This window comes from Aurantibacter aestuarii (assembly GCF_003008425.1).
Taxonomy (GTDB): Bacteria; Bacteroidota; Bacteroidia; order Flavobacteriales; family Flavobacteriaceae; genus Aurantibacter; species Aurantibacter aestuarii.
This window is the reverse complement of the sequence record NZ_PXOQ01000009.1, coordinates 867868-892457: the sequence shown is the minus strand read 5'-3', so window position 1 is coordinate 892457 and position 24590 is coordinate 867868. Positions and strand designations below refer to the sequence as shown.

At 31.8% G+C, this 24590-nt stretch carries 27 protein-coding genes and 1 tRNA gene; 12 read left to right on the top strand and 16 right to left on the bottom strand.

The window, feature by feature from the left end; translation table 11 throughout:
* Positions 1-32 precede the first annotated feature (32 nt).
* Positions 33-1493, top strand: coding sequence for an aminoacyl-histidine dipeptidase (locus C7H52_RS10760; RefSeq protein ID WP_106463902.1), 1461 nt, complete (start codon positions 33-35; stop codon positions 1491-1493).
* 76 nt (positions 1494-1569) lie between these two features.
* Here C7H52_RS10760 and C7H52_RS10755 read toward each other — a convergent pair whose 3' ends face one another.
* Positions 1570-3090: an OmpP1/FadL family transporter gene (locus C7H52_RS10755; RefSeq protein WP_106463901.1), complete on the bottom strand. Its 1521-nt coding sequence runs from the start codon at positions 3088-3090 to the stop codon at positions 1570-1572.
* 12 nt (positions 3091-3102) lie between these two features.
* Positions 3103-4134: a hypothetical protein gene (locus C7H52_RS13470; protein WP_181256234.1), complete on the bottom strand. Its 1032-nt coding sequence runs from the start codon at positions 4132-4134 to the stop codon at positions 3103-3105.
* A gap of 102 nt (positions 4135-4236) precedes the next feature.
* Between C7H52_RS13470 and proS the strand changes: the two genes are divergently transcribed.
* The 4 genes from proS to C7H52_RS10730 all read left to right on the top strand — a co-directional run bounded on the left by proS (position 4237) and on the right by C7H52_RS10730 (position 6749).
* Positions 4237-5715 (top strand): proline--tRNA ligase, encoded by a 1479-nt coding sequence (gene proS, locus C7H52_RS10745; protein WP_106463900.1) that lies wholly within the window; start codon positions 4237-4239, stop codon positions 5713-5715.
* Positions 5716-5862: 147 nt separating this feature from the next.
* A tRNA-Glu gene (locus C7H52_RS10740) sits at positions 5863-5934 on the top strand.
* Positions 5935-5958: 24 nt separating this feature from the next.
* Positions 5959-6210, top strand: a complete 252-nt coding sequence (gene rpsT / locus C7H52_RS10735) for a 30S ribosomal protein S20 (protein ID WP_106463899.1) — start codon at positions 5959-5961, stop codon at positions 6208-6210.
* A gap of 176 nt (positions 6211-6386) precedes the next feature.
* Positions 6387-6749 (top strand): hypothetical protein, encoded by a 363-nt coding sequence (locus C7H52_RS10730; protein ID WP_106463898.1) that lies wholly within the window; start codon positions 6387-6389, stop codon positions 6747-6749.
* 72 nt (positions 6750-6821) lie between these two features.
* Here C7H52_RS10730 and rho read toward each other — a convergent pair whose 3' ends face one another.
* A complete protein-coding gene (gene rho / locus C7H52_RS10725) occupies positions 6822-8471 on the bottom strand; it encodes a transcription termination factor Rho (RefSeq protein ID WP_106463897.1) in 1650 nt (549 codons plus the stop codon).
* Positions 8472-8673: 202 nt separating this feature from the next.
* Here rho and C7H52_RS10720 point away from each other — a divergent pair, with 202 nt between their 5' ends.
* The 4 genes from C7H52_RS10720 to C7H52_RS10705 all read left to right on the top strand — a co-directional run bounded on the left by C7H52_RS10720 (position 8674) and on the right by C7H52_RS10705 (position 12410).
* Positions 8674-9081: a DUF4293 domain-containing protein gene (locus C7H52_RS10720; RefSeq protein ID WP_106463896.1), complete on the top strand. Its 408-nt coding sequence runs from the start codon at positions 8674-8676 to the stop codon at positions 9079-9081.
* Positions 9082-9174: 93 nt separating this feature from the next.
* The gene (locus C7H52_RS10715) at positions 9175-9780 is read left to right on the top strand and encodes a SprT-like domain-containing protein (protein ID WP_106463895.1); all 606 of its coding nucleotides are present in this window, start codon (positions 9175-9177) and stop codon (positions 9778-9780) included.
* A gap of 68 nt (positions 9781-9848) precedes the next feature.
* On the top strand, positions 9849-10928 hold the full coding sequence (locus C7H52_RS10710; protein ID WP_106463894.1) for a mannose-1-phosphate guanylyltransferase: 1080 nt from the start codon (positions 9849-9851) through the stop codon (positions 10926-10928).
* An 18-nt stretch (positions 10929-10946) separates the two neighbouring features.
* A complete protein-coding gene (locus C7H52_RS10705; protein WP_106463893.1) occupies positions 10947-12410 on the top strand; it encodes a DUF389 domain-containing protein in 1464 nt (487 codons plus the stop codon).
* On the opposite strand, the gene C7H52_RS10700 is transcribed toward C7H52_RS10705, so the two are convergent.
* Entirely contained in the window at positions 12407-13186 is a 780-nt protein-coding gene (locus C7H52_RS10700; protein WP_106463892.1) for an ABC transporter ATP-binding protein, read from the bottom strand. The genes C7H52_RS10705 and C7H52_RS10700 overlap by 4 nt on opposite strands.
* A 1-nt stretch (position 13187) precedes the next feature.
* Positions 13188-13925, bottom strand: coding sequence for an MlaE family ABC transporter permease (locus tag C7H52_RS10695; protein WP_106463891.1), 738 nt, complete (start codon positions 13923-13925; stop codon positions 13188-13190).
* Positions 13926-14031: 106 nt separating this feature from the next.
* On the opposite strand from C7H52_RS10695, the gene pafA reads away from it, so the two are divergent.
* On the top strand, positions 14032-15699 hold the full coding sequence (gene pafA / locus C7H52_RS10690) for an alkaline phosphatase PafA (protein ID WP_106463890.1): 1668 nt from the start codon (positions 14032-14034) through the stop codon (positions 15697-15699).
* A 5-nt stretch (positions 15700-15704) separates the two neighbouring features.
* Here pafA and C7H52_RS10685 read toward each other — a convergent pair whose 3' ends face one another.
* The 7 genes from C7H52_RS10685 to rsfS all read right to left on the bottom strand — a co-directional run bounded on the left by C7H52_RS10685 (position 15705) and on the right by rsfS (position 20838).
* Positions 15705-16049: an SdpI family protein gene (locus tag C7H52_RS10685; protein ID WP_106463889.1), complete on the bottom strand. Its 345-nt coding sequence runs from the start codon at positions 16047-16049 to the stop codon at positions 15705-15707.
* A 1-nt stretch (position 16050) separates the two neighbouring features.
* Positions 16051-16317, bottom strand: a complete 267-nt coding sequence (locus tag C7H52_RS10680) for an acyl-CoA-binding protein (protein ID WP_106463888.1) — start codon at positions 16315-16317, stop codon at positions 16051-16053.
* Entirely contained in the window at positions 16314-16967 is a 654-nt protein-coding gene (locus C7H52_RS10675) for a phosphatidylserine decarboxylase family protein (RefSeq protein ID WP_106463887.1), read from the bottom strand. The genes C7H52_RS10680 and C7H52_RS10675 overlap by 4 nt, the downstream gene beginning before the upstream one ends.
* Positions 16957-17778: a phosphatidate cytidylyltransferase gene (locus C7H52_RS10670; RefSeq protein WP_106463886.1), complete on the bottom strand. Its 822-nt coding sequence runs from the start codon at positions 17776-17778 to the stop codon at positions 16957-16959. Before C7H52_RS10670 ends, C7H52_RS10675 begins: the two co-directional genes overlap by 11 nt.
* A 3-nt stretch (positions 17779-17781) precedes the next feature.
* Positions 17782-18396 carry an LUD domain-containing protein gene (locus C7H52_RS10665; RefSeq protein WP_106463885.1) on the bottom strand — a complete coding sequence of 205 codons (615 nt, stop codon included), beginning with the start codon at positions 18394-18396 and terminating at the stop codon, positions 17782-17784.
* 109 nt (positions 18397-18505) lie between these two features.
* Complete coding sequence (gene ftsH / locus C7H52_RS10660; protein ID WP_106463884.1) at positions 18506-20458, bottom strand: ATP-dependent zinc metalloprotease FtsH; 1953 nt, start codon at positions 20456-20458, stop codon at positions 18506-18508.
* An 8-nt stretch (positions 20459-20466) separates the two neighbouring features.
* Positions 20467-20838 (bottom strand): ribosome silencing factor, encoded by a 372-nt coding sequence (rsfS, locus tag C7H52_RS10655; RefSeq protein ID WP_106463883.1) that lies wholly within the window; start codon positions 20836-20838, stop codon positions 20467-20469.
* Between the two features lie 93 nt (positions 20839-20931).
* Between rsfS and C7H52_RS10650 the strand changes: the two genes are divergently transcribed.
* Positions 20932-21660 (top strand): biotin--[acetyl-CoA-carboxylase] ligase, encoded by a 729-nt coding sequence (locus tag C7H52_RS10650; RefSeq protein ID WP_106463882.1) that lies wholly within the window; start codon positions 20932-20934, stop codon positions 21658-21660.
* Here the strand turns inward: C7H52_RS10650 and C7H52_RS10645 are convergent.
* Both C7H52_RS10645 and pyrE read right to left on the bottom strand, forming a co-directional pair.
* A complete protein-coding gene (locus C7H52_RS10645; protein WP_106463881.1) occupies positions 21657-22052 on the bottom strand; it encodes an orotate phosphoribosyltransferase in 396 nt (131 codons plus the stop codon). The two genes, C7H52_RS10650 and C7H52_RS10645, sit on opposite strands and share 4 nt — an antisense overlap.
* Positions 22053-22074: 22 nt before the next feature.
* Positions 22075-22719 carry an orotate phosphoribosyltransferase gene (gene pyrE / locus C7H52_RS10640; RefSeq protein WP_106463880.1) on the bottom strand — a complete coding sequence of 215 codons (645 nt, stop codon included), beginning with the start codon at positions 22717-22719 and terminating at the stop codon, positions 22075-22077.
* 115 nt (positions 22720-22834) lie between these two features.
* On the opposite strand from pyrE, the gene C7H52_RS10635 reads away from it, so the two are divergent.
* A complete protein-coding gene (locus C7H52_RS10635; RefSeq protein WP_106463879.1) occupies positions 22835-23419 on the top strand; it encodes an NUDIX hydrolase in 585 nt (194 codons plus the stop codon).
* On the opposite strand, the gene C7H52_RS10630 is transcribed toward C7H52_RS10635, so the two are convergent.
* The gene (locus C7H52_RS10630; RefSeq protein WP_106463878.1) at positions 23412-24017 is read right to left on the bottom strand and encodes a MarC family protein; all 606 of its coding nucleotides are present in this window, start codon (positions 24015-24017) and stop codon (positions 23412-23414) included. The two genes, C7H52_RS10635 and C7H52_RS10630, sit on opposite strands and share 8 nt — an antisense overlap.
* Positions 24018-24020: 3 nt before the next feature.
* Entirely contained in the window at positions 24021-24530 is a 510-nt protein-coding gene (locus C7H52_RS10625; RefSeq protein WP_106463877.1) for a DUF3124 domain-containing protein, read from the bottom strand.
* Positions 24531-24590 lie beyond the last annotated feature (60 nt).

Here is a 24590-nt window from a genome sequence, read left to right as displayed (position 1 = left end):
ATTACCTTTGGAGTATTAAAATATAAATTATAATGAGTAAAGACGTAAGAGCATTAGAACCAAAAGCGCTTTGGAATAAATTTGCAGACTTGAACGAAGTACCAAGACCTTCAAAAAAAGAAGAACGTGTTATCCAGTTTATGAAGGATTTTGGAACAAATTTAGGATTGGAAGTCATAGAAGATGAGGTTGGAAATGTCATTATAAGAAAACCAGCTACAGCTGGAATGGAAAACAGAAAAACCATAGTGATGCAATCGCATTTGGATATGGTACATCAAAAAAATAATGACACAACCTTTGATTTTGATATACAAGGTATTGAAATGTATGTAGATGGCGATTGGGTAAGAGCAAAAGGCACTACACTAGGAGCAGACAACGGTCTAGGTGTTGCCACTATTATGGCAGTTTTAGAAAGTGAACATATCCAACATCCTGCAATTGAAGCTTTGTTTACCATAGATGAAGAAACTGGAATGACAGGAGCAAAAGGTTTAAAAGGCGGACTCCTTACTGGTGATATACTTTTAAATTTAGACACAGAAGAAGATGACGAAATTGGAGTAGGTTGTGCTGGTGGAATAGATGTTACGGCTAGAAGAACTTATAAAGAAGAAGAAACTCCAGAATTTAAATTAGGTTATAAAGTAACCGTAAAAGGTTTGCAAGGAGGTCATTCTGGAATGGATATTATTAAAGGATTAGGAAACGCCAATAAAATTATGAATCGCGTTTTATTTGATGGGTTTGAAAATTTTGGTTTAAGAATTTCTGAAATTGATGGAGGAAGTTTACGTAACGCTATTCCTAGAGAAAGTAATGCAATTGTAGCTATAGATGCTGTTCATAAAGATGCTTTTGAAAATGAAATGGATGCATTGGCGACTCTAATTAAAACAGAAAACAAAACACTAGAGCCAAATTTAAATATTAGTGTTGAGTCTTGCGAATTACCTGAAAAAATTATGGATTTAGGCGTTCAAGAAGGACTAACACGAGCTCTGTATGCTGCACTAAATGGCGTTTATAGAATGAGTGCTGATATTGAAGGATTAGTGGAAACTTCTAACAATATTGCGCGTGTAATCGTAAAAGATGGTGAAATAAAAATTGGATGTTTAACTAGAAGTTCAGTAGAAAGTGCTAAGATGGATTTAGCTAATGCACTTCGTGCTACTTTTGAGTTAACTGGTTGTGAAGTTGAATTTTCTGGAGACTATCCGGGATGGACACCAAATATGGATGCTTCTATTCTTAAAGTATTGTCTTCATTATACGAAAAATTAAATGGAGAAAAGGCTCACGTAGCAGCATGCCATGCTGGGCTAGAATGTGGTATTTTAGGACAAAATTATCCAGATATGGAAATGATTAGTTTTGGACCAACCATTCGTGGCGCACATTCTCCAGATGAACGTGCTAGTATTTCTTCAGCTCAAAGATACTGGAAATTTGTATTAGAAATTTTAAAGGAAATACCTAAGAAATAATAGATTTTTAAATAAACAAAAAGCGCCTTTTCTATTATGAAGAGGCGCTTTTCTTATATATTCTATTTAGGTTTTTCTATAAATTAAAACCTAAAGTTAATGTGATGTTTGACGTAGTGTTATTAATGTTAGCTCTGTCTGTTAAACCCACATTATATAAACTTTGGTTTCTGTCTTGTTGTGCTCTATCGTAGGCTAAATCTAGTTTTGTGTTTCCAAAATTATAACCTAAGCCTAAAGAGAATCCTGTCAAGTCACCTACAATTTCATCATCTTCATACGGGCTTTGCTCATAGCGATAACCTCCACGTAAGCTAAATTGATTAATAATATATTCACCACCTAATCTTAACGAGGTAGCGGTTGTTAAAGTGTTAGACATAAACTGGTTTAAATCTGAAAAATAGGTTTCATTTTCAGGCTTAAATTTAGTCTTACTATAATCTTTTACAGAATAATCTAAACTAATTAATCCTTTTTCGCCAAAAACGTATGCAAAACTACTAGTTAATTTAGCAGGTGTTTGTAGTCTGTAAGTAGGGAATAATGTAATTACATTGGGATCTGTTATTTTTACGACATTTTCACCACCATCATCTCTTAGCGTTTCAACATATTGTGTGGTTTCATCTTCTAAAGTATACCATGTAGGAGATTCGTAACTTAATCCAACTCGCAATCCATCAGTCACCTTAGCAATGGTTCCTAACTGAAAAGAAAATCCAGTTCCAATTGTTCTTAAAGTATTTTCAAAAACAGCTTGTTTAACTATGGAGCCGTCATTATTGTTAGATTCAAATAGGAACGTACGTTTTTCAAAATTCAAAAAATGAGAATTAAGATTTAATCCGAAATATATATTGTCATTATATTGTGTTGCAGCATTAAAGGCTAATTTACCATTATAACCAGTAGAGTTATAAGCGTACTGTTGACGGTAGTTTCCTCCAGAAATGTTACTAGTATATCCTGTGTTATCATCATCAAACGTGTCGGGTTCTAAAATGAAAGAATCATAGCCCAAAAAAGCTTGTTGGTGATCAAAACCAAAAGCATTTCCTATTTCTGTGTATGCATCTCCAGTTGATTCTCCAGGAAAAGCAGAAATTTCATCTAACCTTAAGCCTTGAGCGTAATTTAGAAAATAATTTCCTATCGTGTTATTTCCATTAGTTCCAGTAGCATTCCATTCATTCTCAAAATTGCCAATCTGATCATACGCTAAACTCAAGCTGAATTTTTTAAATTTAGCACCTTCTTTATAATTTCTAAATATAAAAACACCACCAACTTGACTTAAATCTATGGTATTAGATTTTCTGGTATTAAATTCTCCAAAATAATTAGTTTCGCTAGTGTTTCTATTTGAGTTTAAAGTAAAAGAGGCAAAACTATTGTTAAAGACAGCAGAACCCGCAGGGTTAACATTAACGGCACTTAAGTCGCCTCCTAAGGCTCCAAAAGCTCCACTCATGGCTCTAAATCTGGCAGAACCTTCTATAGAAGTGTTTGAATAGCGTACAGCATCATTGATATCTTGAGCATTTACTAAAACTCCTGTAAAAAGCGCAAATAATAATATAGTTATCTTTTTCATTTTGTTTTTAATTTATCTAGGTCTTCTTGACGAGCTACTACTGCTACTTCTTGGACTACTATACGAACTGTTAGATCTTGGTGTAGAGTAACTTCTTGGAGTACTACTTCTAGGTGTTGTAGCTCTTGGTGTTGAACTTCTAGGAGTACTTGTTCTAGGAGTACTCGTTCTAGGTGTACTTGTTCTTGGTGTATTTTTTGTAGGTGTATTATATCTTGGAGAGCTAGTTCTCGGTTGATTACTAGAGTTATTTACCCTAGGTCTTGTTGAAGATTCTGTTCTTCCTCTAGGTTGTGAATTAATACGCGTTCCATTAGAAGTTGTAGAACCTCTTCTATTTAAAAGACTACTACTTCTTGAATTTGGAGCATAATTTCTATTTAGATATCCATTGCTGCTGCCTCGTCTTGATGTACTGTAGGCGTAATTATTTCTGAAACCATTATATCCATAGTAAGGATTACCATAAAAACCATAGCCATATCCATAAAATGGGTGTAGACCGCCATAATAACCACCATAAAAACCAGAGTTCCATCCCCAATTATTCCAACCCCAGCTATTCCAGCCCCAGTTATTCCAGCCCCAGTTATTCCAGCCATAGCCGTAGTTCCAACCAAATGGTCTGTTCCAGCCCCAGTTATTCCAACCGTTGTAAGGATAACCCCAGCCCCAATTATTCCAACCACTATCATATACATTAATATTTACTTGGCTAGAGTTGTCTCCCCAGCCTGCGTTTTGGTTAGAATTAATGTTAGACTGACTTTCATAGGAATCGACATCTGTAAATACAGGGTCAACGTCTTCAGTGCTTTCGACTTCTAGAGCTTTTTCTCTAAAATAATTGCTGTAGTAATTAGAATTAGGTTCTTCTTGGTATGAAACGTCTTCAATTACAACGTACTCAGGTTCATCTTCTGAATAAATTCCATCGGATGTAGATCCTACATATTGGTAAGAGCCGCATGATGAAAGCATAATAAGTGAAAAACAGGCAAAAACAAATGCGCTGTTTAATTTGAGTTGTGTATAATTTTTCATAACCGTTTGTTTTTATTGTCGAACATAACAAAAATTACTTAGTTTTGTACGAACTTTAATAATATTTAACTAGATCACAATATTTGTGCCAAACCCCTGTATATGAGCAAAAAATTGACGAGTAGGACAGAAGATTATTCAAAATGGTATAACGAGTTAGTCGTTAAGGCTAATTTAGCTGAAAATTCAGCTGTAAGAGGCTGCATGGTTATAAAACCTTATGGTTACGCAATTTGGGAAAAAATGCAGGCTGAGTTAGATCGTATGTTTAAGGAAACTGGGCATGAAAATGCTTATTTCCCTCTTTTTGTACCTAAAAGTTTGTTTGAAGCTGAAGAAAAAAATGCCGAAGGTTTTGCAAAAGAGTGTGCAGTAGTGACACATTACAGACTTCAAAACGACCCTGATAATCCAGGGAAATTACGTGTAGATCCTAATGCAAAACTTGAAGAAGAGTTAGTGGTAAGACCTACAAGTGAAGCTATTATCTGGAATACTTACAAAGGTTGGATTGAATCTTACAGAGATTTACCATTGTTAATAAATCAATGGGCAAATGTAGTACGTTGGGAAATGCGTACACGTTTATTTTTAAGAACAGCAGAGTTTTTATGGCAAGAAGGACATACAGCACATGCAACAAAAGCTGAAGCTATTCAAGAAGCAGAATTAATGAATGATGTTTATGCAACATTTGCTCAGGATTTTATGGCCATACCAGTTATAAAAGGTAGAAAAACAGAAAGCGAACGTTTTGCAGGAGCAGACGAGACTTATTGTATTGAAGCTTTAATGCAAGACGGCAAGGCTTTACAAGCAGGAACGTCTCATTTTTTAGGGCAGAATTTTGCTAAAGCATTTGATGTAAAATTTGCAAATAAGGAAGGGAAACAAGATTATGTATGGGCTACATCTTGGGGGGTTTCAACAAGACTTATGGGAGCCTTAATAATGACGCATAGTGATGACTTAGGTCTGGTGTTACCTCCTAACTTAGCACCACATCAAGTAGTTATTGTGCCTATCTTTAAAAATGAGGAGCAATTTGAAGCGATACAGGATAAAGTAAATATTATTAGTAAAGAGTTGAGAGCAGCAGGAGTATCTGTTAAGTTTGATAAAAGAGATACTTTACGTCCTGGTGCTAAGTTTGCTCAGCACGAATTACAAGGAGTTCCATTACGATTAGCAATAGGCGCTAGAGATTTGGAAAACGGCACCGTAGAATTGGCTCGTAGAGATACGCTTACTAAAGAAACAGTAGATATTTCAACACTAACAGAAAAAGTGACTGGACTTTTAAAAGATATTCAGAAAACTCTTTTTGATAAAGCTTTAAATTATAGAAACAGTCATATTACTGAAGTTAATTCTTTTGAAGAATTTAAAGAGGTTTTGGAAACTAAAGGAGGATTCATTTCAGCACATTGGGATGGTACTATAGAAACAGAGAACAAAATAAAAGAGCTTACAAAAGCGACAACACGTTGTATTCCAGATAGTTTTAAAGCAGAAGAAGGTGTTTGTATATATTCTGGGAAACCATCTAAAACACGTGTTTTATTTGCAAAAGCATATTAATTTCATTTTTTTTAATTTAAGTATTGCAAAAGTGAAAATTAGTTCTATCTTTGCACCCGCAATCACAAAATAATTTGATTGAAAGTTCTGAGGAAAAAATTTGTAAAGTAAAATTTTCGTTTTATATTTGCACCTCATTAAAATAATGGCCCGTTCGTCTATCGGCTAGGACGCATGGTTTTCATCCATGTAAGAGGGGTTCGATTCCCCTACGGGCTACAATTTTTTAAACAAAAAAGTATAATGGCAAATCATAAGTCAGCATTAAAAAGAATTAGAAGTAACGAGGCTAAACGTCTTAGAAACAGATATCAGCATAAAACAACTCGTAATGCTGTAAAGCGTTTCCGTGAATTAACGGATAAGAAAGAGGCTGAAACTCTTTTTCCAACTGTTGTTTCTATGTTAGATAAACTAGCTAAGAAAAATGTTATTCATGCTAATAAAGCAGCTAATTTAAAATCTAGCTTAGCAAAACACGTTGCTACTTTATAGTTTTAAATTTATCACATTATTTAAAACCCTTTCATTAAATTGAAAGGGTTTTTTTGTTTCTAAGTGTAACTAATCACAATTATAAATTCATTAATAAATCTGGTTAATATTCCATAAGATTTGAGTAATAATTTCTTAAATTTGCGACTCACAAAAAACCATAAACACCATTTACTTTGAAAAATCCAAAAGCTCTCAAACTGGTAGATAAAATTATATCTAATATTAATGCCAAAGGAATTGAAAATGATACATTAATTGAAGATATTAAAGCGCTTAGAGCTTATGCTATTGAGGAGGAGCAACCTTTAGTGGTAAAAGTTTTAAGATTGACTTATGAACACATAGAAGCAAACGGTACCTTTTTAATCCCTATGCTAGAAGATGATGCTTTTGATGAAGATGTTGAAGAGGTTGCGACTACAGAGTTAAATCCGGTTGAAAGTTTACAGTATGTTATTATGTTGACAAAGAATTTAGTCAACAAATCTAATATTTCAGATTTAAGAGAATACAAGCAAATGCTGCTTGATTATTAAGAAAGATTTAAACCGAATAAAAAAAGCCTGAAACAATTAAGTTTCAGGCTTTTTTTATATTGATTTCTAAAATTAACCATTCATAGAAATTAGAAACTCTTCGTTATTTCTAGTTTGTTTAAAACGTTCATTAATAAACTCCATAGCCTCAACAGGATTCATGTCGGCTAAATACTTTCTCATAACCCACATACGCTGTACATTATTTTCGTCTAAAAGTAAATCATCTCTACGAGTACTCGATGAGGTTAGGTCAATAGCTGGGAATATACGACGATTGGCAATTTTACGATCCAATTGTAATTCCATATTACCAGTACCTTTAAACTCTTCAAAGATTACTTCATCCATCTTAGACCCAGTCTCTGTAAGAGCAGTAGCAATAATGGTTAAAGATCCTCCATTTTCGATATTACGAGCTGCTCCAAAAAAACGTTTTGGTTTGTGTAAAGCATTGGCATCTACACCTCCCGAAAGTATTTTTCCAGATGCAGGTTGCACGGTGTTGTATGCACGTGCTAAACGTGTAATGGAATCTAATAAAATTACTACATCATGTCCGCATTCTACTAATCTTTTAGCTTTTTCTAAGACAATATTGGCAATTTTAACGTGTTCATGAGCTTCTTTGTCAAATGTAGAAGCAATAACTTCGCCTCTTACATTACGTTGCATATCTGTAACTTCTTCAGGGCGCTCATCAATTAATAAAATCATTTGATACACCTCTGGGTGATTTGCAGCAATTGCATTAGCTACATCTTTAAGGAGCATCGTTTTACCAGTTTTAGGTTGTGATACAATCATACCACGTTGTCCTTTTCCAATTGGGGAAAACAAGTCCATAATTCGTGTAGAAATGGTACTTTGTTTCTCTGCAATATTAAATTTCTCTTGAGGAAATAAAGGCGTTAAATGTTCAAAAGCTACACGGTCTCTAACCACATTAGGGTTTTGGCCATTAATTTTACTTACCTTAATTAAAGGGAAATATTTTTCACCTTCTTTTGGTGGTCTAACCTGTCCTAAAACAGTATCTCCAGTTTTTAGTCCAAATAAACGTATTTGAGACTGTGAAACGTAAATATCGTCTGGAGAAGATAAATAGTTATAATCTGAACTTCTTAGGAAACCATAGCCATCTTGCATGATGTCAAGGACTCCTTCACTTTCAATAATAGCATCAAACTCATAATCTGGTTCTCTGTAGCGGTTACGGGTATCCTTGTTACCGTTTTGCTTGTGGCTATTATTATTATTATTATTATTTCTGTTAGTGTTTTTAGAACTAACTTCTTTTTTAGCTTTTGGATGCTGTGGCTGATTGGTTTTTGGTTTATCCGCTGTTGGATTTGGTTTTTCTACTTCTTTTTTAGTACTTGCAGGTTTTTTTGCTGTACTAGGTTTAGGAGCAGCACTTTTGTCTGGTGCTCCAACTTTAGCTTTTTGAGACGAAGTGTTCTCAGACGGATGGTCTGTTTTTTGAACTCTTGCTCTTTTTGGTTTTGTTGTTTTTGAAGCTGAGTTGTTTTTAGGAGTTTCTTTCTTAATTGTATCCTCCGCGACTTCAATAACTTTTTTAGGGTTTGCAGCCTGATAGTCGAGAATTTGGTAAACTAAATCTAGTTTCTTTAAGGTTTTGTATTTAGGAACTTTTAGTTTACTTGCAATTTCCTGTAATTCAGGAAGTTTTAATGCTTTTAGTTGTGAGATTTCAAACATCTATGTTTAATTAACTTGATAATATGAATTTATAAGATTATTTTTTGAAGACAATCAAAAAAAATAATTTTGAAGATTTAAAAACGTGTAAGCTAATGTGTTGCACGTTCTTATTGCAATTATACAACTTTATTTTTAGTTATTACATTATTTTATAAAAAAGAAGTGATACATTTGTACTTGTAAAATTAAAATAATATTAATGTTACAGCGTATACAAACGATTTATCTTTTATTGGTAGCAATAGTTTCTAGTGGTCTAATATTTGTATTTAATTTGTGGAAAAATGAAGATGAATTGGTTTTTGCAATAGATAAGCCAATAATATTTTCTGCTTTTTTGAGTATCGCTTTATTGGCAATTATTACCATATTTAAATTTAAAGATAGAAAATCTCAGTTTGTACTGGGACGACTAAATATCATATTAAACTTAATTTTACTAGGATTTTTCGTTTACCAATCGCTAAATTTATCTGGAGAAACTATGGTTTCTGAGAAAGGTATTGGGATGCTTCTTCCATTTGTTTCTATCGTTTTATTAGTGTTAGCTAATAAAGCCATCAAAAAGGATGAAGATCTTGTAAAATCTGTAGATAGGTTGCGTTAAACCTTATATCTTAGTAGTATTAGTGCGTTAAAAACCCCATTTTTATGGGGTTTTTTTAGTTTTAGACTTTAAGATTATATTTGTTACATACTTATGACACAATATTTAAAATCTCATTTACCTGAAGCATCCTATACAAGGGTTTTAACATTGTTGGACAAGGATAATTTGGATGTTATTATAAAAAATGAACGTAAGACGCGTCATGGTGACTACAGGAAACTTCCAAATGGAAGACATCAAATTTCAATAAACAACAATTTAAATACGTATCGTTTTTTAATGACCCTTATTCATGAGATTGCCCATTATGAAGCCTTTAAAAAATATGGTAGAGCTATAAAACCACATGGTATAGAGTGGAAACATACATTTCAGCATTTAATGTTGCCCTTTATCAACCCAGAGGTTTTTCCAAATCATTTACTTCCATTACTAGCAAGGCATTTTAAAAATCCCAAAGCTAGTAGTGATTCTGATATAACACTGTCTGCAGCATTAAAAAAATATGATCCACCAACTCATCTTGTTTTTGTTAGTCATCTGGCTCCAGGAACTGTATTTAAAATGAAAAATGAGCGTATGTTTACTAGAGGACAGGTGCGTAGAACACGTATTGAGTGTATAGAAATTAATACTAAGAGAACGTATTTGTTTCATCCAAATGCAGAAGTAGAAGTACTTCGAGCTGGAGTTTAAAAATATATTTAAAATAAAATAGTCTGCAGTTAAATTAATATATTGCAACAATAGAAAAAACGCATTTAATGAATAGTAATTATTACGCTATAATAATGGCAGGCGGTGTCGGATCTCGGTTTTGGCCTGTAAGTACGGAATCTTTTCCTAAGCAATTTCATGATATGTTAGGTACTGGAGATACACTTATACAGAAAACGTTTAAAAGGTTATCCAAAGTTATACCAAAACAGAATATTTATATTTTAACAAATCAGCAATACAATAGTCTGGTGTTAGAACAACTTTCTGAAATTTCTGAAGAGCAAGTAGTTTTAGAGCCTGCAATGCGAAACACGGCACCTTGTATTTTATATGCCTCTTTAAAGATTAAAAAGAAAAATCCAAATGCATTAGTGTTAGTAGCACCAAGTGATCATTGGATTGAGAATGAAAACTTATTTGTAAAAGATGTTGAACAATCTTTTCAGTTTTGTGAAAATACAGATGCGTTAATGACATTGGGAATTACCCCTACATTTCCAAATACTGGTTTTGGCTATATAGAATTTAATAAGGAAGAAACAAGACCGATTAAAAAAGTAAATCAGTTTAGGGAAAAACCAGATTATAAAACGGCTCAAAGCTTTTTGTCTAAAGGAAACTTTTTATGGAATGCTGGTATATTTGTGTGGTCTGTAGATTCTGTTTTAAAAGCATTTGAAACCAACCAGATTGATTTATTTAATTTGTTTAATAATGCTTTTGATGTGTATAATACCGAAGAAGAAGCTAAATTTATTGAAGAACAATATCATAAGGCAGAAAATATTTCTGTAGATTATGCTATTTTAGAAACTTCGCCTAATGTCTATGTTTTACCAGCTACTTTTGATTGGAATGATCTTGGTACTTGGGGTAGTTTATACGATAAATTGGATAAAGATTATAACCGCAACGCAGTAGTTAATGCAAAAACATTAACTCATAACGCTCAAGGTAATATGATTAGAACTTCAAAGCAAAAAGTAGTTGTGGTAGATGGGATAAGTAATTATATTATAGTAGATAAAGAAGACGTATTACTTATTTATCCAAAAGCTAAAGAACAAGATATAAAAAAGGTTTTACAAGATGTGAAATCTGAATTTGGAGAGCATTTAGGTTAACCACTAATGTTTTGATATATGGAAGAACAAAAACCAGCTAACAAAGAAAATAAGTTTAATTTTTCGGAAGAAGACAAACAGAATCAGACTGAAAGCAACAAGGCAGCTGTAAAAAAAGATGCAGCAGGACTTTTTGCTAGTATTTCTAGATTCTTAAGTGAATTATTAGACTTCAGGGATGATACGGATAGAGACGCCACTATTTTAGCTATCAAAGCCGATATTCCCTTTAAAGGAGCTACCGCTTGGATTTTAGTGTGTTCAATATTTGTAGCGTCAATTGGTTTAAATGCCAATTCTACCGCTGTGGTTATTGGAGCCATGTTAATTTCTCCTCTTATGGGACCTATATTAGGAATGGGGTTATCCTTGGCTATAAATGATATTGACACGCTTAAAAAATCTTTAATCAACTTAGCTACAATGATTGTGTTAAGTTTATTAACCGCATTTTTATTTTTTAAATTATTTCCATTAAGTGAAGAAACATCCGAGCTATTTGCGCGAACAAGACCAGATATTCGGGATGTTTTAATTGCCTTTTTTGGAGGTGCAGCATTAATGATTGCCAGAACGAAGAAAGGTACAATTGCCTCAGTAATTTTTGGAGTAGCTATTGCTACCGCATTAATGCCACCATTATGTACTGCAGGTTACGGCTTGGCAAATAATATGGCTTACTTCTGGGGAGCGATGTATTTATTTACCATTAATACTATTTTTATTGGTCTAGCAGCTTTTGTGGTTTTAAAAGTTTTACGCTTTCCTATGCTTAAATATGCTAATTCTAAAAAGCGTAAGCGTATTGCACAATTGGCATCTTTGGTTGCAATTGTTGTTATGATTCCGGCTATTTGGACTTTTATAAATGTTTTAACAGAAACCAAATACCAACGTGATTATAAAAACTTTATGAAAAATGAAGTTAAATCTAATGATGATTTATGGCTGCAAAGAGACACTTTAGATATGCAAGAAAAACAAATTAAACTGTTTTTTAATGGTAGTGTTTCTAAAGAAATGATGACAAGTTTAAATAACGACTTAAAAGATTATGAGAATATCCAAAATTTTAAATTGGTTATTAATAGTAATGATACAAGAAGCGCAGATTTAATTATGACAATGTATGATAAAGCTACAATAGACTTGGAGCAAAAAGATATTTTAATTGGTGGTTTACAAAGTAAAATGGATAGTTTAGAGCGTACGATTTCTCGCCTAAAATCTTCTCAGGCAAATCCCGCTTATTTTAAAGATGTGGCAAAGGATGCTAAAATTAAATTTTCTAACCTAGAGTCATTTGGATATGCAACAATGCTAGAAACAAAGGATTTTAATAAGCTTGATACAATAACTTTAGCAAAAGTTAAATGGAATAACCGTTTAAAAGATAGTTTATTAATTAAAACAGAAACTGATTTAAAAGCTTGGTTAACAGATCGATTAAAAGCTAAAAATGTTGTAATTAAACGTGATTAATGTGTTTTTTTAGAATCATTTTCAATGTAAACAGAACGAACTTTCTTAAATAAATTTGAGGAGTAAACGAAGTCAGTAACGGCTTCGTTTTCTGTTTTAAAGATATTGTGTTTAGAACCTTCCCATTCTTTTAAACCATTTTTTAAAAAAATAATTTTCTCGCCAATTTCCATTACAGAATTCATATCGTGAGAATTTATTACAGTAGTAATATTATATTCCTGAGTAATTTCTTGAATTAAATTATCTATAACCATTGAGGTCTTAGGATCTAATCCAGAATTAGGTTCATCACAAAATAAATACTTAGGGTTATTTACAATAGCACGAGCAATTGCAACACGTTTTTGCATACCACCTGAAGCTTCACTAGGCATTTTATTATGAGCATCGCTTAAGTTAACCCGGTTTAATACGGTATCTACGCGATCTCTCATCTCACTTTTACTTTGTTTGGTAAACATTCTGAGAGGAAACATCACATTTTCAGCAATCGTCATTGAATCAAAAAGTGCGCTTCCTTGAAATACCATGCCTATTTTTGCTCGCATATTCCGTTTTTCATCTTCACTTAATTTAGCAAAAATACTACCATCGTAAGCAATACTGCCTTCTTCATAATTAAACAAGCCTAATAAACATTTTAAAAAAACGGTTTTACCAGAACCACTTTGTCCTATAATTAAGTTCGTTTTTCCGGTTTCAAACGTGGTTGTAATTCCTTTTAAAACCTTAGTATCTCCAAACGACTTTTGTAAATCTTTAACTTCTATCATCTTAACTTAAAAGTATTTGGGTTAATACATAGTTTAATAAAATAATGGTTACACTAGTCCAAACAAAAGACGTTGTACTCGCTTGTCCTACCTCTAAAGCGCCACCTTTCATAAAATAACCATGAAAAGATGGTACTGTAGCCAAAATAAATGCAAAAACAAAAGTTTTAATAAAGGCATAAACAATATGAAATGGAATAAAATCGAGTTGCACACCTGTAATAAAATCTTCATAAGTGGAGTATCCTCCAAAAACACATGCCGCTAAACCACCCATAATACCTAAAAACATCGCAATAGAAATAATAAATGGATATAGGGTAAGAGCTATAAATTTTGGAAATACTAAATAGTTAATAGAATTAATCCCCATAACCTCTAAAGCGTCAATTTGCTCTGTTACACGCATAGTACCTATACTAGAAGTTATAAAAGAGCCTACTTTACCTGCCATAATAATAGAAATAAAAGTAGGGGCAAATTCTAATATAATAGATTGTCTTGTAGCAAAACCAACTAAAGATTTTGGTATTAGAGGATTGTCTATATTTAATGCGGTTTGAATAGTTATAACTCCTCCCACAAAAAATGCGATAAATGAAACAATACCAATAGATCCAATAATTAAATCATCAATGTCTTTTAATATTAAACGTCTCATTACCGACCACTTGGTTGGTTTTCGAAACATTTCTACAACCATTAAGAAGTAGGAACCTATTTGTTTAAGATAATGCATAAGTATTTAATTAGTGCTAAAGTATAAAATTCTTAATGGTATTTAACTATAATATCACATCGAAAACACATTATTTAAGTATTTTTGAAAATATTATTTTATAATTATGATACGTATACTTTTTTCTATTATACTTCTTTTAAGCTTTGATGGAGTCGCTTCAAATCCGAATACGCTTAAACTCCAGTTTAGTGATACTGTAAAATTAGCAAAACCAAAATTAGTTATAGGAATTGTAGTAGACCAAATGCGCTACGATTATTTAACACGATTTTATAATAAATATGGTGAAGGTGGTTTTAAAAAACTTATGTTAAAGGGTTTTAATTGTAAAAACAATCATTACAACTATGTGCCTACTTATACCGGACCTGGTCATGCATCAATTTTTACGGGAGCTACTCCAAAAACACATGCTATAATTGGAAATAATTGGCATGATAAGTTTTTGAATGAGTATGTGTACTGCGCAGGAGATGAAACCATAAACTCTGTAGGAACTTTAAATAAAGCAGGTAAAATGTCACCATCTCGAATGAAGACAAGTACCTTTGGAGATGAAAATAGATTGTTTACTCAATTTAAAGGAAAAACAATAGGAGTTTCCTTAAAGGATAGAGGAGCTATTTTGCCAGCAGGTCATGCCGCTAATGCAGCATATTGGTTTCATGGTAGAGACGAAGGGCTTTTTATTTCTAGTTCATACTACTTTAATGAGTTGCCAGAATGGGTTAATCAATTCAATAAATCTGGAAGAGTAAAGGATTATTTAACTATTTGGGATACATTCTATGACATTAAATCCTATACTGAAAGTGGCGAAGATTTAAATACTTTTGAAGGTGGTTTTCCAGGTAAGAAAACAGCAACTTTTCCTTACGATTTAAAGTCTTTAAGTGGAAATGCCAGTGATGTAGATATAATTAAATCTACGCCTTTTGGAAATAGTTTGCTAACGGATTTTGCAATTGAAGCAATTAAAAATGAAAATCTTGGAAAAGATGATTTTACTGATGTATTAACCGTAAGCTATTCGAGTACCGACTATATTGGTCATAATTTTGGAGTAAATTCAAAAGAAATAGAGGATACCTATATTCGATTAGATAAGGATATAGAACGGTTTTTAAATTATTTAGATAAAAGCATAGGTAAAAACAATTACACATTGTTTCTTACCTCAGACCATGGCGCTATTGATGTACCAAATTATTTAAAAAGTAAAAAAATTCCTGCGGGATATATAGAAGACGATAGTTTAAAGAGAAAACTAAATCAGTTTTTAATAGAAAGGTTTAATTTTTCGGGTTTAATTACTAATATTAGTAACGATCAGATTTTCTTAAATCGACAAGAGATATTAGACTACAATCTAAATTTTGAAGCTATTCAAAATGCTATAGTTGAAGAGTTAATGAATTTTGACTTTATCTATAAATCTTATACGTCAAAGAGTATTAGAGAAGGTGCTTTTAAAAATAATTTAGAGTATTTATTGCAAAATGGTTATAATCAAAAATATTCTGGAGATGTAATTTATGTAACACAGCCTAATTATATTAGTTATGGACCAACAGGATCTACGCATGGTTCAGCCTTAAATTACGACACACATGTCCCTTTACTTTTTTATGGATTTGGTATTGTTTCCGGTGAGACATTTCAAAAAACTGAAATAACCGATATTGCTCCAACAATTTCAGCTCTATTAGGGATTAGTTTTCCTAATGGAAGCTCTACACATGTTTTAGATTTTGTGTTAAAAAGTAATTAGTTTTTTTACAAGTTAAACTTTTTATTAATTGCTTTTTCAGTAAAAATTAATATTAGGGCAACAGTCGTTAAGAGAAGTACCATACTTAAAATTAATCCAAGAGGTTCTTCAATTGTAAACATACAACCTATAACACTACTTAAACAAAGCACTAAACCAAGTTTTATTAATAATTTAGCACTATATATTTGAGCAAAATCCCATTGCTCTTGATTTTTCATGGATTTTGGAGTTCTATAACCGTAAAGTGCGTTTATATTTTTGGGAGGAAAATAATACATAATTATACCAGTAGCACAAAAAATAGCACCTGTAATTAAGGGCATAATTAATAGAGTATCTAAGTTCATTTTATTTACGGTATAAAAAATAGTTGTCAACTAATTCAATATAAGCTTTTTTAGCTTCATTACTATCGACGCTTTGAATTTGAAATAAAGCATTTGTTTTAAAGGCATTTATAATTTGCTTTTTACTACTAGGTCTATTATAATTGTTTGTAGCCTTTTTATAATAGGCATAAAGTCGCAATAGTAAGTCTGCAGGATAAGGTTCCTTATAATTATTGATGCGTTCTACCGCAAGTTCAAAAGCTTTATTTAATTCTTCATCTGTCATTGTAAAGATGCAATAATACTTTCTCCTCCTTTTACTTTTTGATTAAGAGAAACGTCTAATTTTGTACCTAAAGGTAAATATAAATCTACACGAGAACCAAATTTTATAAATCCTGAATCTGTTCCTTGAATAACTTTATCTTCCGTAGTAGCATAATTTACAATACGTTTGGCTAAAGCACCAGCAATTTGACGGTATAGTACCGCCCCAAAAGTTTCGTTCTCTACAACAACCGTAGTTCGCTCATTTTCAGTACTTGCTTTTGGGTGCCAAGCTACTAGATATTTTCCTGGATGATATTTACTATAGGTTACTTTTCCGCTTATTGGATATCTAGTAACATGTACATTAATTGGAGACATAAATACACTTACCTGTAATCGCTTATCTTTAAAAAATTCAGGTTCATATACTTCTTCAATAACAACTACTTTTCCATCTACAGGAGAAGTTACTGTTTTTTCACTTAGCTGCGTATTTCTTTTAGGATTTCTAAAAAACTGTAAGATTATAATAAGAAATAATCCTAAGATAGCAAATATGGGCCATCTCAACCAATTGTTAACTACGTAATAATCTGTAATTAAGTAAAAGCCAATAACTAGAATAAATGTTACAGCAATAATTTTATAGCCTTCTTTATGAAACATGTCTTAAAATTCTTAAAAATAAATAGATAAATGGTGCGGCAAATATAATACTATCTAATCGATCTAAAAGCCCTCCATGTCCAGGCATTATAGTACCGCTATCTTTTACATTGGCCTGTCTTTTAAACTTGGATTCTATAAGGTCACCTAAAGTTCCGGTTGTGCTTACAATAATACTTAAAATAAGCCAGCTATTAAAAGAAACATCATATGTATATAATGAAATAAAGAAACTTGCAACACAAGCAAAAAAAACACCACCTAAAAAGCCTTCTACTGTTTTTTTTGGAGATACAGATGGGAATAATTTTTGTTTACCAAAATTCTTACCAACAAAGTAAGCTGCGGTGTCATTGATCCATATTAAAATGAATGAACCTAATAAAATAGAAACATCAAAAAAACCATCGTATTTGGTAATAAGTGGTAAAAATACAAATGCACTTGAAAGATAGAATGTGGTAAGAATGTATTTTTTAAATTCAAATAGTGGAATGGTCTTTTCTGAAAACAAATCTTTGATTAAAAATAACAACACAAAAATAGTAATAACTTGAAGGATTTGAGTGGCAACATCTAATCCGTATGTAGAGTTTACAAAAATTTTCCAGTATCCAAAAACAAAATAAATAATGGTAAAAATTAAGTATGGTGACCAATGACTTAATTGAACCAGTTTTTTAAACTCTGAAATACATATAAGACCAAATACAAAAAAAATTAAAATAAGAGTGTGCTCATTTAAAAAAGAGAGAAGTAGTAAAGCAATGTAAACTAAACCAGAAAAGCCTCGAAGAAGTGTTTCTTTCATCTTTTAAAGATCTTCTTGTAATAATAAATACACATTTTTAATATGACTACCGTAAGTTAAAAAGTCTTTTTCATCTCCAGACTCATTTTCTTTGAAGTTTTGAATAGTGGTTATATTAGAAGGTATTCTAGGCTTGTTTTTATTTTTGATATCGGTTAAACCATCGCCAATATTTTTAACAATTTGGCTGGTTTTTGCAATAACTATAATGTTTTTAGGGTATTCATGTAATTTAATTTCAGCAATTTGATTAGATGAAATTAATAAGGCGCCAACTTCTGCTACTAATGCTTCAACATTTGTAACAAAAAATTCTGCCTGATTTATTTTTTTTGTGTAGTTTAATTTAAAAGAAGATAAAAACTCATTTAATTCTGGTTTTTTAATATAGCAAGAAGCTTTTTTCCAGTTGTTTTCATCTAAAATACATTTAAAATTAGAAAGTACTTCACTTTCGTCCGAACAGTATAAAAATTTACCGCCATTTTCTTTAAACTCAATCATGAATTTCTCATCTATTGGCAGCTCTATTTTGGGCATGTGTTTGCCTCTTTCCTGATTTTGAGAGTCTTTTTCCTTTTTTGTTTTAGAACCAAATAGTTTATTAAAAATACTCATTAAGGGTTTTTAAGTAAAATTTGAGAAATATGGTTAACTCAAATATAAAAAAATCTCAGATTAACATAGTGTTAATCTGAGATTTTTAATGAAATTTTATATAAAAAAATTATTCTTCTTCCTTTTCTTCTAAAACCTCTACTGGATTATTGTTCTTAAAGGGGCTTTTTCCAAATAATTCTTCCAAATCATCTTTAAAAATAACTTCACGTTCAATAAGACGTTCGGCTAAAAGTTTTAGAATGTCTTTCTTAGATTCTAAAAGGTCAATAGCTCTTTGATATTGAGTTTCGATTATATTTTTAATTTCATTATCAATAAGTTCAGCTGTTTTTTCGCTGTAAGGTTTTACAAACCCACTTTCACCAGCTGGATCATAAAAAGTAACATTACCCACTTTTTCATTTAAACCGTATATCATAACCATAGCTTTAGCTTTTTTGGTTACGCTTTCTAAATCGCTTAATGCACCAGTAGAAATTTTACCAAAAATTAATTTTTCGGCAGCTCTACCACCCATAGTTACACAAATTTCATCTAAAAATTTCTCTGTACGGGTAATAAATTTTTCTTCAGGTAAATACCAAGCGGCTCCAAGGGAACGACCACGCGGTACGATAGTTACTTTAACTAAAGGATCTGCATGTTCTAAAAACCAACTAACTGTAGCATGACCTGCTTCGTGATAAGCAATAGTTTTCTTTTCTTCAACAGAAAATAAATTACTCCGTTTTTCTAATCCACCAACAATTCGATCTACTGCATCTAAGAAGTCTTGTTTTTCAACTGCTTTTTTATCTTTTCTCGCTGCAATTAAAGCCGCTTCATTACATAAATTGGCAATATCTGCTCCTGAAAAGCCTGGCGTTTGTTTAGATAAGAAACTTACGTCTAAGCCTTCGGCTTTCTTAAGTGGTTTTAAATGTACTTCAAAAATAGCTTTACGCTCTGTTAAATTTGGTAAATCTACATGAATTTGACGGTCAAAACGACCTGCTCTCATTAATGCTTTATCTAATACATCTGCACGGTTAGTAGCAGCTAAAACAATAACATTTGTTTTAGTGCCAAAACCATCCATTTCAGTTAATAACTGGTTTAGCGTATTCTCTCTTTCATCATTACTACCTGACATTGCATTTTTACCACGCGCACGCCCAATAGCATCAATTTCATCTATAAAAATAATAGCAGGAGATTTTTCTTTAGCTTGTTTAAATAAATCTCTAACTCGAGAAGCTCCAACACCCACAAACATTTCAACAAAATCCGATCCAGATAATGAGAAAAAAGGCACTTTGGCTTCTCCTGCAACCGCTTTTGCTAATAAGGTTTTACCAGTTCCTGGAGGTCCTACTAGCAAGGCGCCTTTAGGTATTTTACCACCAAGATTAGTGTATTTTTCTGGATTTTTAAGAAAATCTACAATTTCCTGAACTTCTTCTTTTGCACCTTCTAAACCTGCTACGTCTTTAAAAGTAGTTTTAACGTCTGTCTTTTCGTCAAATAGTTTAGCTTTAGACTTACCAATGTTAAATATCTGTCCTCCAGCACCACCGCCGCCACCGCCGGACATACGTTTCATGATAAAAATCCAAACAGCTACTAAAATAATTATTGGTAATAGACTTAAGAACAAATCGCCAAAAGTACTGCTCTCGGTTTTGAAACCAACTTCTGGTTTTTGTTGTAAGTCCTTAGAGACATTATCAAGTTCATTTTCAAAATTTTGAAGATCTCCAAACTCAAAAGTATAATTAGGGATATTACCACCAGGTAAATTGAAATTATTAGGTTTCCCTTTCTCGTGAATTTTTTTCTGTTCAGCCTCGGTGGTTAGGTAAACTTGTGCCACCCGGGTATTTTTAATAATAACCACTTTGGCTACATCTCCATTTCTAACAAATTCAAAAAATTGAGAAGGAGTTGTTTTTGTAGCGTCTCCAATGCTACTTCCAAAAACTTGTATTGCTATAAAAACCAACAGTAATCCGCCATATATCCAATAGGGATTAAATTTAGGTTTTTTTGGTTGTACAGGTTTATTTTTTTTATCTACCATGTAATTGTTTAATAATTTGTTTCTATTACAGTTGTTTTTGCATCGCCCCAAAGACCTTCGATATCATAATATTCACGAATATGTTTTTGAAAAACATGTACCACAACGTTTACATAGTCCATTAAAACCCATTCGCCATTATTTTCACCTTCTACGTGCCAAGGTTTATCTTTTATGGCTTTACTTACTTTTTTTTGTATGGAACTTACAATAGCATTTACTTGTGTATTAGAGGTTCCTTCACAAATAATAAAATAGTCGCAAACTGTATTTTCTAGTTCTCTTAAATCTAAAAGGTTAATTTCCTTCCCTTTAACATCTTCTATGCCGCTAATAATATGCGCGATTAAGTCGTCAGAATTGTTTTTATTTTTACTCATTAAAGTGATTAATTATTGCAAAGTTATTATTTTAGCTTTGCGGGCTTCTAAAAAAAATCATAAAGATTTTGTGTGCAAAGATAATTCTTTTTTATGCGTATAATCAAACTTAATGCCACTCATTCTACTAACGATTATTTGCGCGAATTGTCTGCTAAGCAATCTTGTGATGATTTTACGGTGGTTGTTTCCAAATATCAAACAAAAGGTAAGGGGCAAATGGGAAGTGAATGGCATTCTGAAAGCGGTAAAAACCTTACTTTTAGTGTCTATAAGACCCATTTAAATATTGATATCGATAATGCATTTGTTCTAAGTATGGTAAGTGCTTTAGCAGTTTACAAGAGCTTATGTATTTTAGATTTAAAACAAGTACAAATTAAATGGCCAAACGACATTTTGGCAGAAAAAAAGAAAGTAAGTGGCATTTTAATTGAGAATTCTATAAGTCAAACCTCAATTAACTCTTCAATAATTGGTATAGGAATTAATGTAAATCAATTAAATTTTAATTATCTACCTCAAGCATCTTCTTTAAAACAATTAACAGGTAAAACATATTTTTTAGATGAAGTTTTACTTAATGTTATTCAAAATTTAAAATATTATTTTGAAAGGCTAAAAAATGAAGGAGCTAAAACCATTTTAAAAGATTATAACGCCGTACTTTTTAGAAAAGAAAAACCTTCGATGTTTGAAGTCGAAGGTTCTAAATATGTTGGAATTATAAAAAAAGTTTCTTTAGATGGACAACTTTTTATAGAGTTTGAAGATCAAGTGATAAAATCATTTAATCTTAAAGAAGTCAAATTAATTTACTAAACTGCTTTTGGCATATTTTCGGCTAAAGTATCTATAAATTTAGAAATAGGCCCTTTAATCATCATTGCCATCATGGCATTAAATTCTCCAGCAAATAAAAGTTGGACTTCGCTGTTATTGGCTTCTAATTCTGTAATATTTGCTGTTAAAGAGAAATCTAATTTTCCACCAGCAGCGCCTAAAACGATTTGAGATGGTTCTTTTGTTTCCTTACGTTTTAAAACAATTTCAGGCATGCCTTTTAAAGCAAATAAAAATTTATCGTTATCTAAAACTTCAAATTTGCTTATGTTTTCTGGCATTAAGGCTTTAAAATTTTCAACATTGTTTAAAAAGTTGAAAGTTTCTTGAGCCGACTTATTTACTATCGTTTTTTTTGATTCTAATTTCATTTATTTGTTTTTTCGGTATATATCAATTAGCATTCCATTCTGCCGGATTGGCGTTCCAGTCGGATAAAGTTTGCAAATCCGATTTCGAAATGTAATTGGTTTCTAAGGCTTGACTTAATAAATCTTCGTAGTTACTCATAGTATGTAATTCAATATGAGCATCTTCAAAATTCTTCTTAGCAACCTCAAAGCCATAAGAAAAAATAGCAACCATACCTTTTACATTTAATTTAGCAGCTTTTAAAGCATCTACCGCAGCAAGACTACTTTTACCTGTACTTATTAAATCTTCAATGACCACTACATTTTGTCCGCTTTCAGCAAAACCTTCAATCTGGTTTTGTCTACCATGCTTTTTAGCTTCTGGACGCACATAAATAAACGGAATTCCTAAATACTCGGCTACAAGTATCCCAATACCAATAGCACCTGTTGCAACACCTGCTATAACGTCTGGTCTACCGTATTTCTGTTCAATAAATTTCGCCATTTCCTCTCTAATATAATTTCTAATAATAGGAAATGATAACACAATTCTATTATCGCAGTATATTGGAGACTTCCATCCGCTAGCCCATGTAAATGGTTGGTTTGGCTGTAGCTTTATAGCATTAACTTGCAACAAAGCTTTAGCGGTTTCTCGAGAACTATTCTTATCTACTGTCATACTACAAAATTACACTATAATTTAAATTTTGAAGAATTTTTAGCTGAATTTAATAAATAATCGTTCTCTAGTATTTTTTTTAATACTTTTATCGCTTCATATAAAAATAGCTTGTATGCATTTTGTATTTGTTAACGATAAACCTATTATTTTAACGACTAAAGTTGAAAAAGAAACCGACTTTAAAAATTTTTTACTTAAAGATGTTAGTATTAAAAGGGTTTTAAGAACTCTGAAAAAAAAACAATACAATTCTGTCCGATTAATCCATCATAACGAAAAGACCTTACTTAAACATTTTTGCAAAAAATTGCCAAATGTAATTGCAGGAGGCGGAATGGTAAAAAATAAAGCAGGTGAAACTTTATTTATTTACAGAAAGCGCAAGTGGGATTTACCTAAGGGAAAGGCTGAAAAAAAAGAAACAATAGAGGAAACCGCTATTCGAGAGGTTGAAGAAGAAACAGGCGTTAAAAATCTTAAAATAGTTGATAAGTTAGCAGTGACTTATCATGTTTTTAGAAAGAGAGGAAAACATAGATTGAAAATTACCCATTGGTACAATATGACTTCAGATTATACTGGTAAACTTAACCCACAACAAAATGAAGGAATCACCAAAGTAGAGTGGTTAGAGGAAGCTGAGGTTGTTAAAGCTATGAAGAATAGTTATGCTAATATTAAGCTGTTATTTAACTAAAATAGGCACTTATACCACTTAGAATACTTTGTGTTGCGTAAGATGCCAAAATAAGCCCCATAATTTTACTAATAACTGTAATTCCATAGCTACCTATGGCTTTTTGGACATGGTTTGCTATTAATAATATTAATGCTGTTAAAATGATTACCCCTAGAACAAGTAGGGTCGTAAAAAACTGTTGTTGGATGGTAAAGATATGATTGTCTGTCATTAATACAACTGCCATTATAGCTCCAGGTGAAGCAATTGAAGGTATTGCAATAGGGAAAATAGTAACATGTTTATAATCTGTAATATGGTTTTTTTCCTGTTCTGGTTTCCCGTCTCCAAAAACCATAGTAAGAGCAAATAAAAATAAAATAATACCTCCAGAAATTTGAAACGCTTGTAATGAGATTTGCATACCTTCCAGAATAAGTTGACCTATTACTATAAAAAATAATAAAATTAAAAAGGCAATAGTAGCAGCTCTTAATGCAATTTTTCGTTTATGAAATTTATCAAATTTCTTTGTGGCCTCTAAATAAACTGGAACTGACCCAATTGGGTCTATTACCGCAATTAAAAAGAAAAATGTAGTTAAAATCTCCTTCATATTCTATTTTATTCTTACTCCTTGGGTTGTGAAAGATAAGCCTTGTTGTGCCATGGTAGAGCTCATTATGGCTTCAAATAACGGGTCGTTGGACGTTCTTTCTTTATGCCATTCAAATATAAAGTTTGATCCAGTTCCACCTTTAGAATCATTTTCTTCAATTACAATTTCTATAGTTTCTAACGGCTTTAAGTATATCGATTTAGAAATATAAGATTCAATTTTATCTCCATGCGTATTAAAATAGTCTGCTCTGGACATAAAAATGGTATCTGTTTCACTCACATTTCTTAAGCTAACCAACGTGGTTAGATCATGTGTTTTATTTTTACTAAAACTATAAATTTGTGGATAGATAGATAAATAGGTTTTGCCTGTTTCTAAACTATTAGATAGAGGTAGCTTAATCTCGTGTTTTACCCAATCAACTTTTTCTATAGTTATAGTTTTTTTTTCTTTGTTGCAGCTTAAGAGTAACAAAAAAATAAATAATGATTTTATTAATAGTTTCATGTGTGTTGATTTTTTAGAAATATATAAGAATTATTTTAAACTATTTTGTTAATTATTTCG

What these genes read in the sequence shown, in the direction of transcription:
- C7H52_RS10625 (WP_106463877.1), bottom strand. Translation starts at nt 24,530, where the DNA reads ATGAAACTATTAATAAAATCATTATTTATTTTTTTGTTACTCTTAAGC.
- C7H52_RS10665 (WP_106463885.1), bottom strand. Translation starts at nt 18,396, where the DNA reads ATGAGTATTTTTAATAAACTATTTGGTTCTAAAACAAAAAAGGAAAAA.
- C7H52_RS10720 (WP_106463896.1), top strand. Translation starts at nt 8,674, where the DNA reads ATGTTACAGCGTATACAAACGATTTATCTTTTATTGGTAGCAATAGTT.
- C7H52_RS10630 (WP_106463878.1), bottom strand. Translation starts at nt 24,017, where the DNA reads ATGAAGGAGATTTTAACTACATTTTTCTTTTTAATTGCGGTAATAGAC.
- C7H52_RS10635 (WP_106463879.1), top strand. Translation starts at nt 22,835, where the DNA reads ATGCATTTTGTATTTGTTAACGATAAACCTATTATTTTAACGACTAAA.
- rho (WP_106463897.1), bottom strand. Translation starts at nt 8,471, where the DNA reads ATGTTTGAAATCTCACAACTAAAAGCATTAAAACTTCCTGAATTACAG.
- rpsT (WP_106463899.1), top strand. Translation starts at nt 5,959, where the DNA reads ATGGCAAATCATAAGTCAGCATTAAAAAGAATTAGAAGTAACGAGGCT.
- rsfS (WP_106463883.1), bottom strand. Translation starts at nt 20,838, where the DNA reads ATGAGTAAAAATAAAAACAATTCTGACGACTTAATCGCGCATATTATT.
- C7H52_RS10650 (WP_106463882.1), top strand. Translation starts at nt 20,932, where the DNA reads ATGCGTATAATCAAACTTAATGCCACTCATTCTACTAACGATTATTTG.
- C7H52_RS10670 (WP_106463886.1), bottom strand. Translation starts at nt 17,778, where the DNA reads ATGAAAGAAACACTTCTTCGAGGCTTTTCTGGTTTAGTTTACATTGCT.
- ftsH (WP_106463884.1), bottom strand. Translation starts at nt 20,458, where the DNA reads ATGGTAGATAAAAAAAATAAACCTGTACAACCAAAAAAACCTAAATTT.
- C7H52_RS10700 (WP_106463892.1), bottom strand. Translation starts at nt 13,186, where the DNA reads ATGATAGAAGTTAAAGATTTACAAAAGTCGTTTGGAGATACTAAGGTT.
- C7H52_RS10675 (WP_106463887.1), bottom strand. Translation starts at nt 16,967, where the DNA reads ATGTTTCATAAAGAAGGCTATAAAATTATTGCTGTAACATTTATTCTA.
- C7H52_RS10715 (WP_106463895.1), top strand. Translation starts at nt 9,175, where the DNA reads ATGACACAATATTTAAAATCTCATTTACCTGAAGCATCCTATACAAGG.
- C7H52_RS10710 (WP_106463894.1), top strand. Translation starts at nt 9,849, where the DNA reads ATGAATAGTAATTATTACGCTATAATAATGGCAGGCGGTGTCGGATCT.
- C7H52_RS10645 (WP_106463881.1), bottom strand. Translation starts at nt 22,052, where the DNA reads ATGAAATTAGAATCAAAAAAAACGATAGTAAATAAGTCGGCTCAAGAA.
- pyrE (WP_106463880.1), bottom strand. Translation starts at nt 22,719, where the DNA reads ATGACAGTAGATAAGAATAGTTCTCGAGAAACCGCTAAAGCTTTGTTG.
- pafA (WP_106463890.1), top strand. Translation starts at nt 14,032, where the DNA reads ATGATACGTATACTTTTTTCTATTATACTTCTTTTAAGCTTTGATGGA.
- C7H52_RS10755 (WP_106463901.1), bottom strand. Translation starts at nt 3,090, where the DNA reads ATGAAAAAGATAACTATATTATTATTTGCGCTTTTTACAGGAGTTTTA.
- C7H52_RS10685 (WP_106463889.1), bottom strand. Translation starts at nt 16,049, where the DNA reads ATGAACTTAGATACTCTATTAATTATGCCCTTAATTACAGGTGCTATT.
- proS (WP_106463900.1), top strand. Translation starts at nt 4,237, where the DNA reads ATGAGCAAAAAATTGACGAGTAGGACAGAAGATTATTCAAAATGGTAT.
- C7H52_RS10705 (WP_106463893.1), top strand. Translation starts at nt 10,947, where the DNA reads ATGGAAGAACAAAAACCAGCTAACAAAGAAAATAAGTTTAATTTTTCG.
- C7H52_RS13470 (WP_181256234.1), bottom strand. Translation starts at nt 4,134, where the DNA reads ATGAAAAATTATACACAACTCAAATTAAACAGCGCATTTGTTTTTGCC.
- C7H52_RS10680 (WP_106463888.1), bottom strand. Translation starts at nt 16,317, where the DNA reads ATGACAGATGAAGAATTAAATAAAGCTTTTGAACTTGCGGTAGAACGC.
- C7H52_RS10695 (WP_106463891.1), bottom strand. Translation starts at nt 13,925, where the DNA reads ATGCATTATCTTAAACAAATAGGTTCCTACTTCTTAATGGTTGTAGAA.
- C7H52_RS10760 (WP_106463902.1), top strand. Translation starts at nt 33, where the DNA reads ATGAGTAAAGACGTAAGAGCATTAGAACCAAAAGCGCTTTGGAATAAA.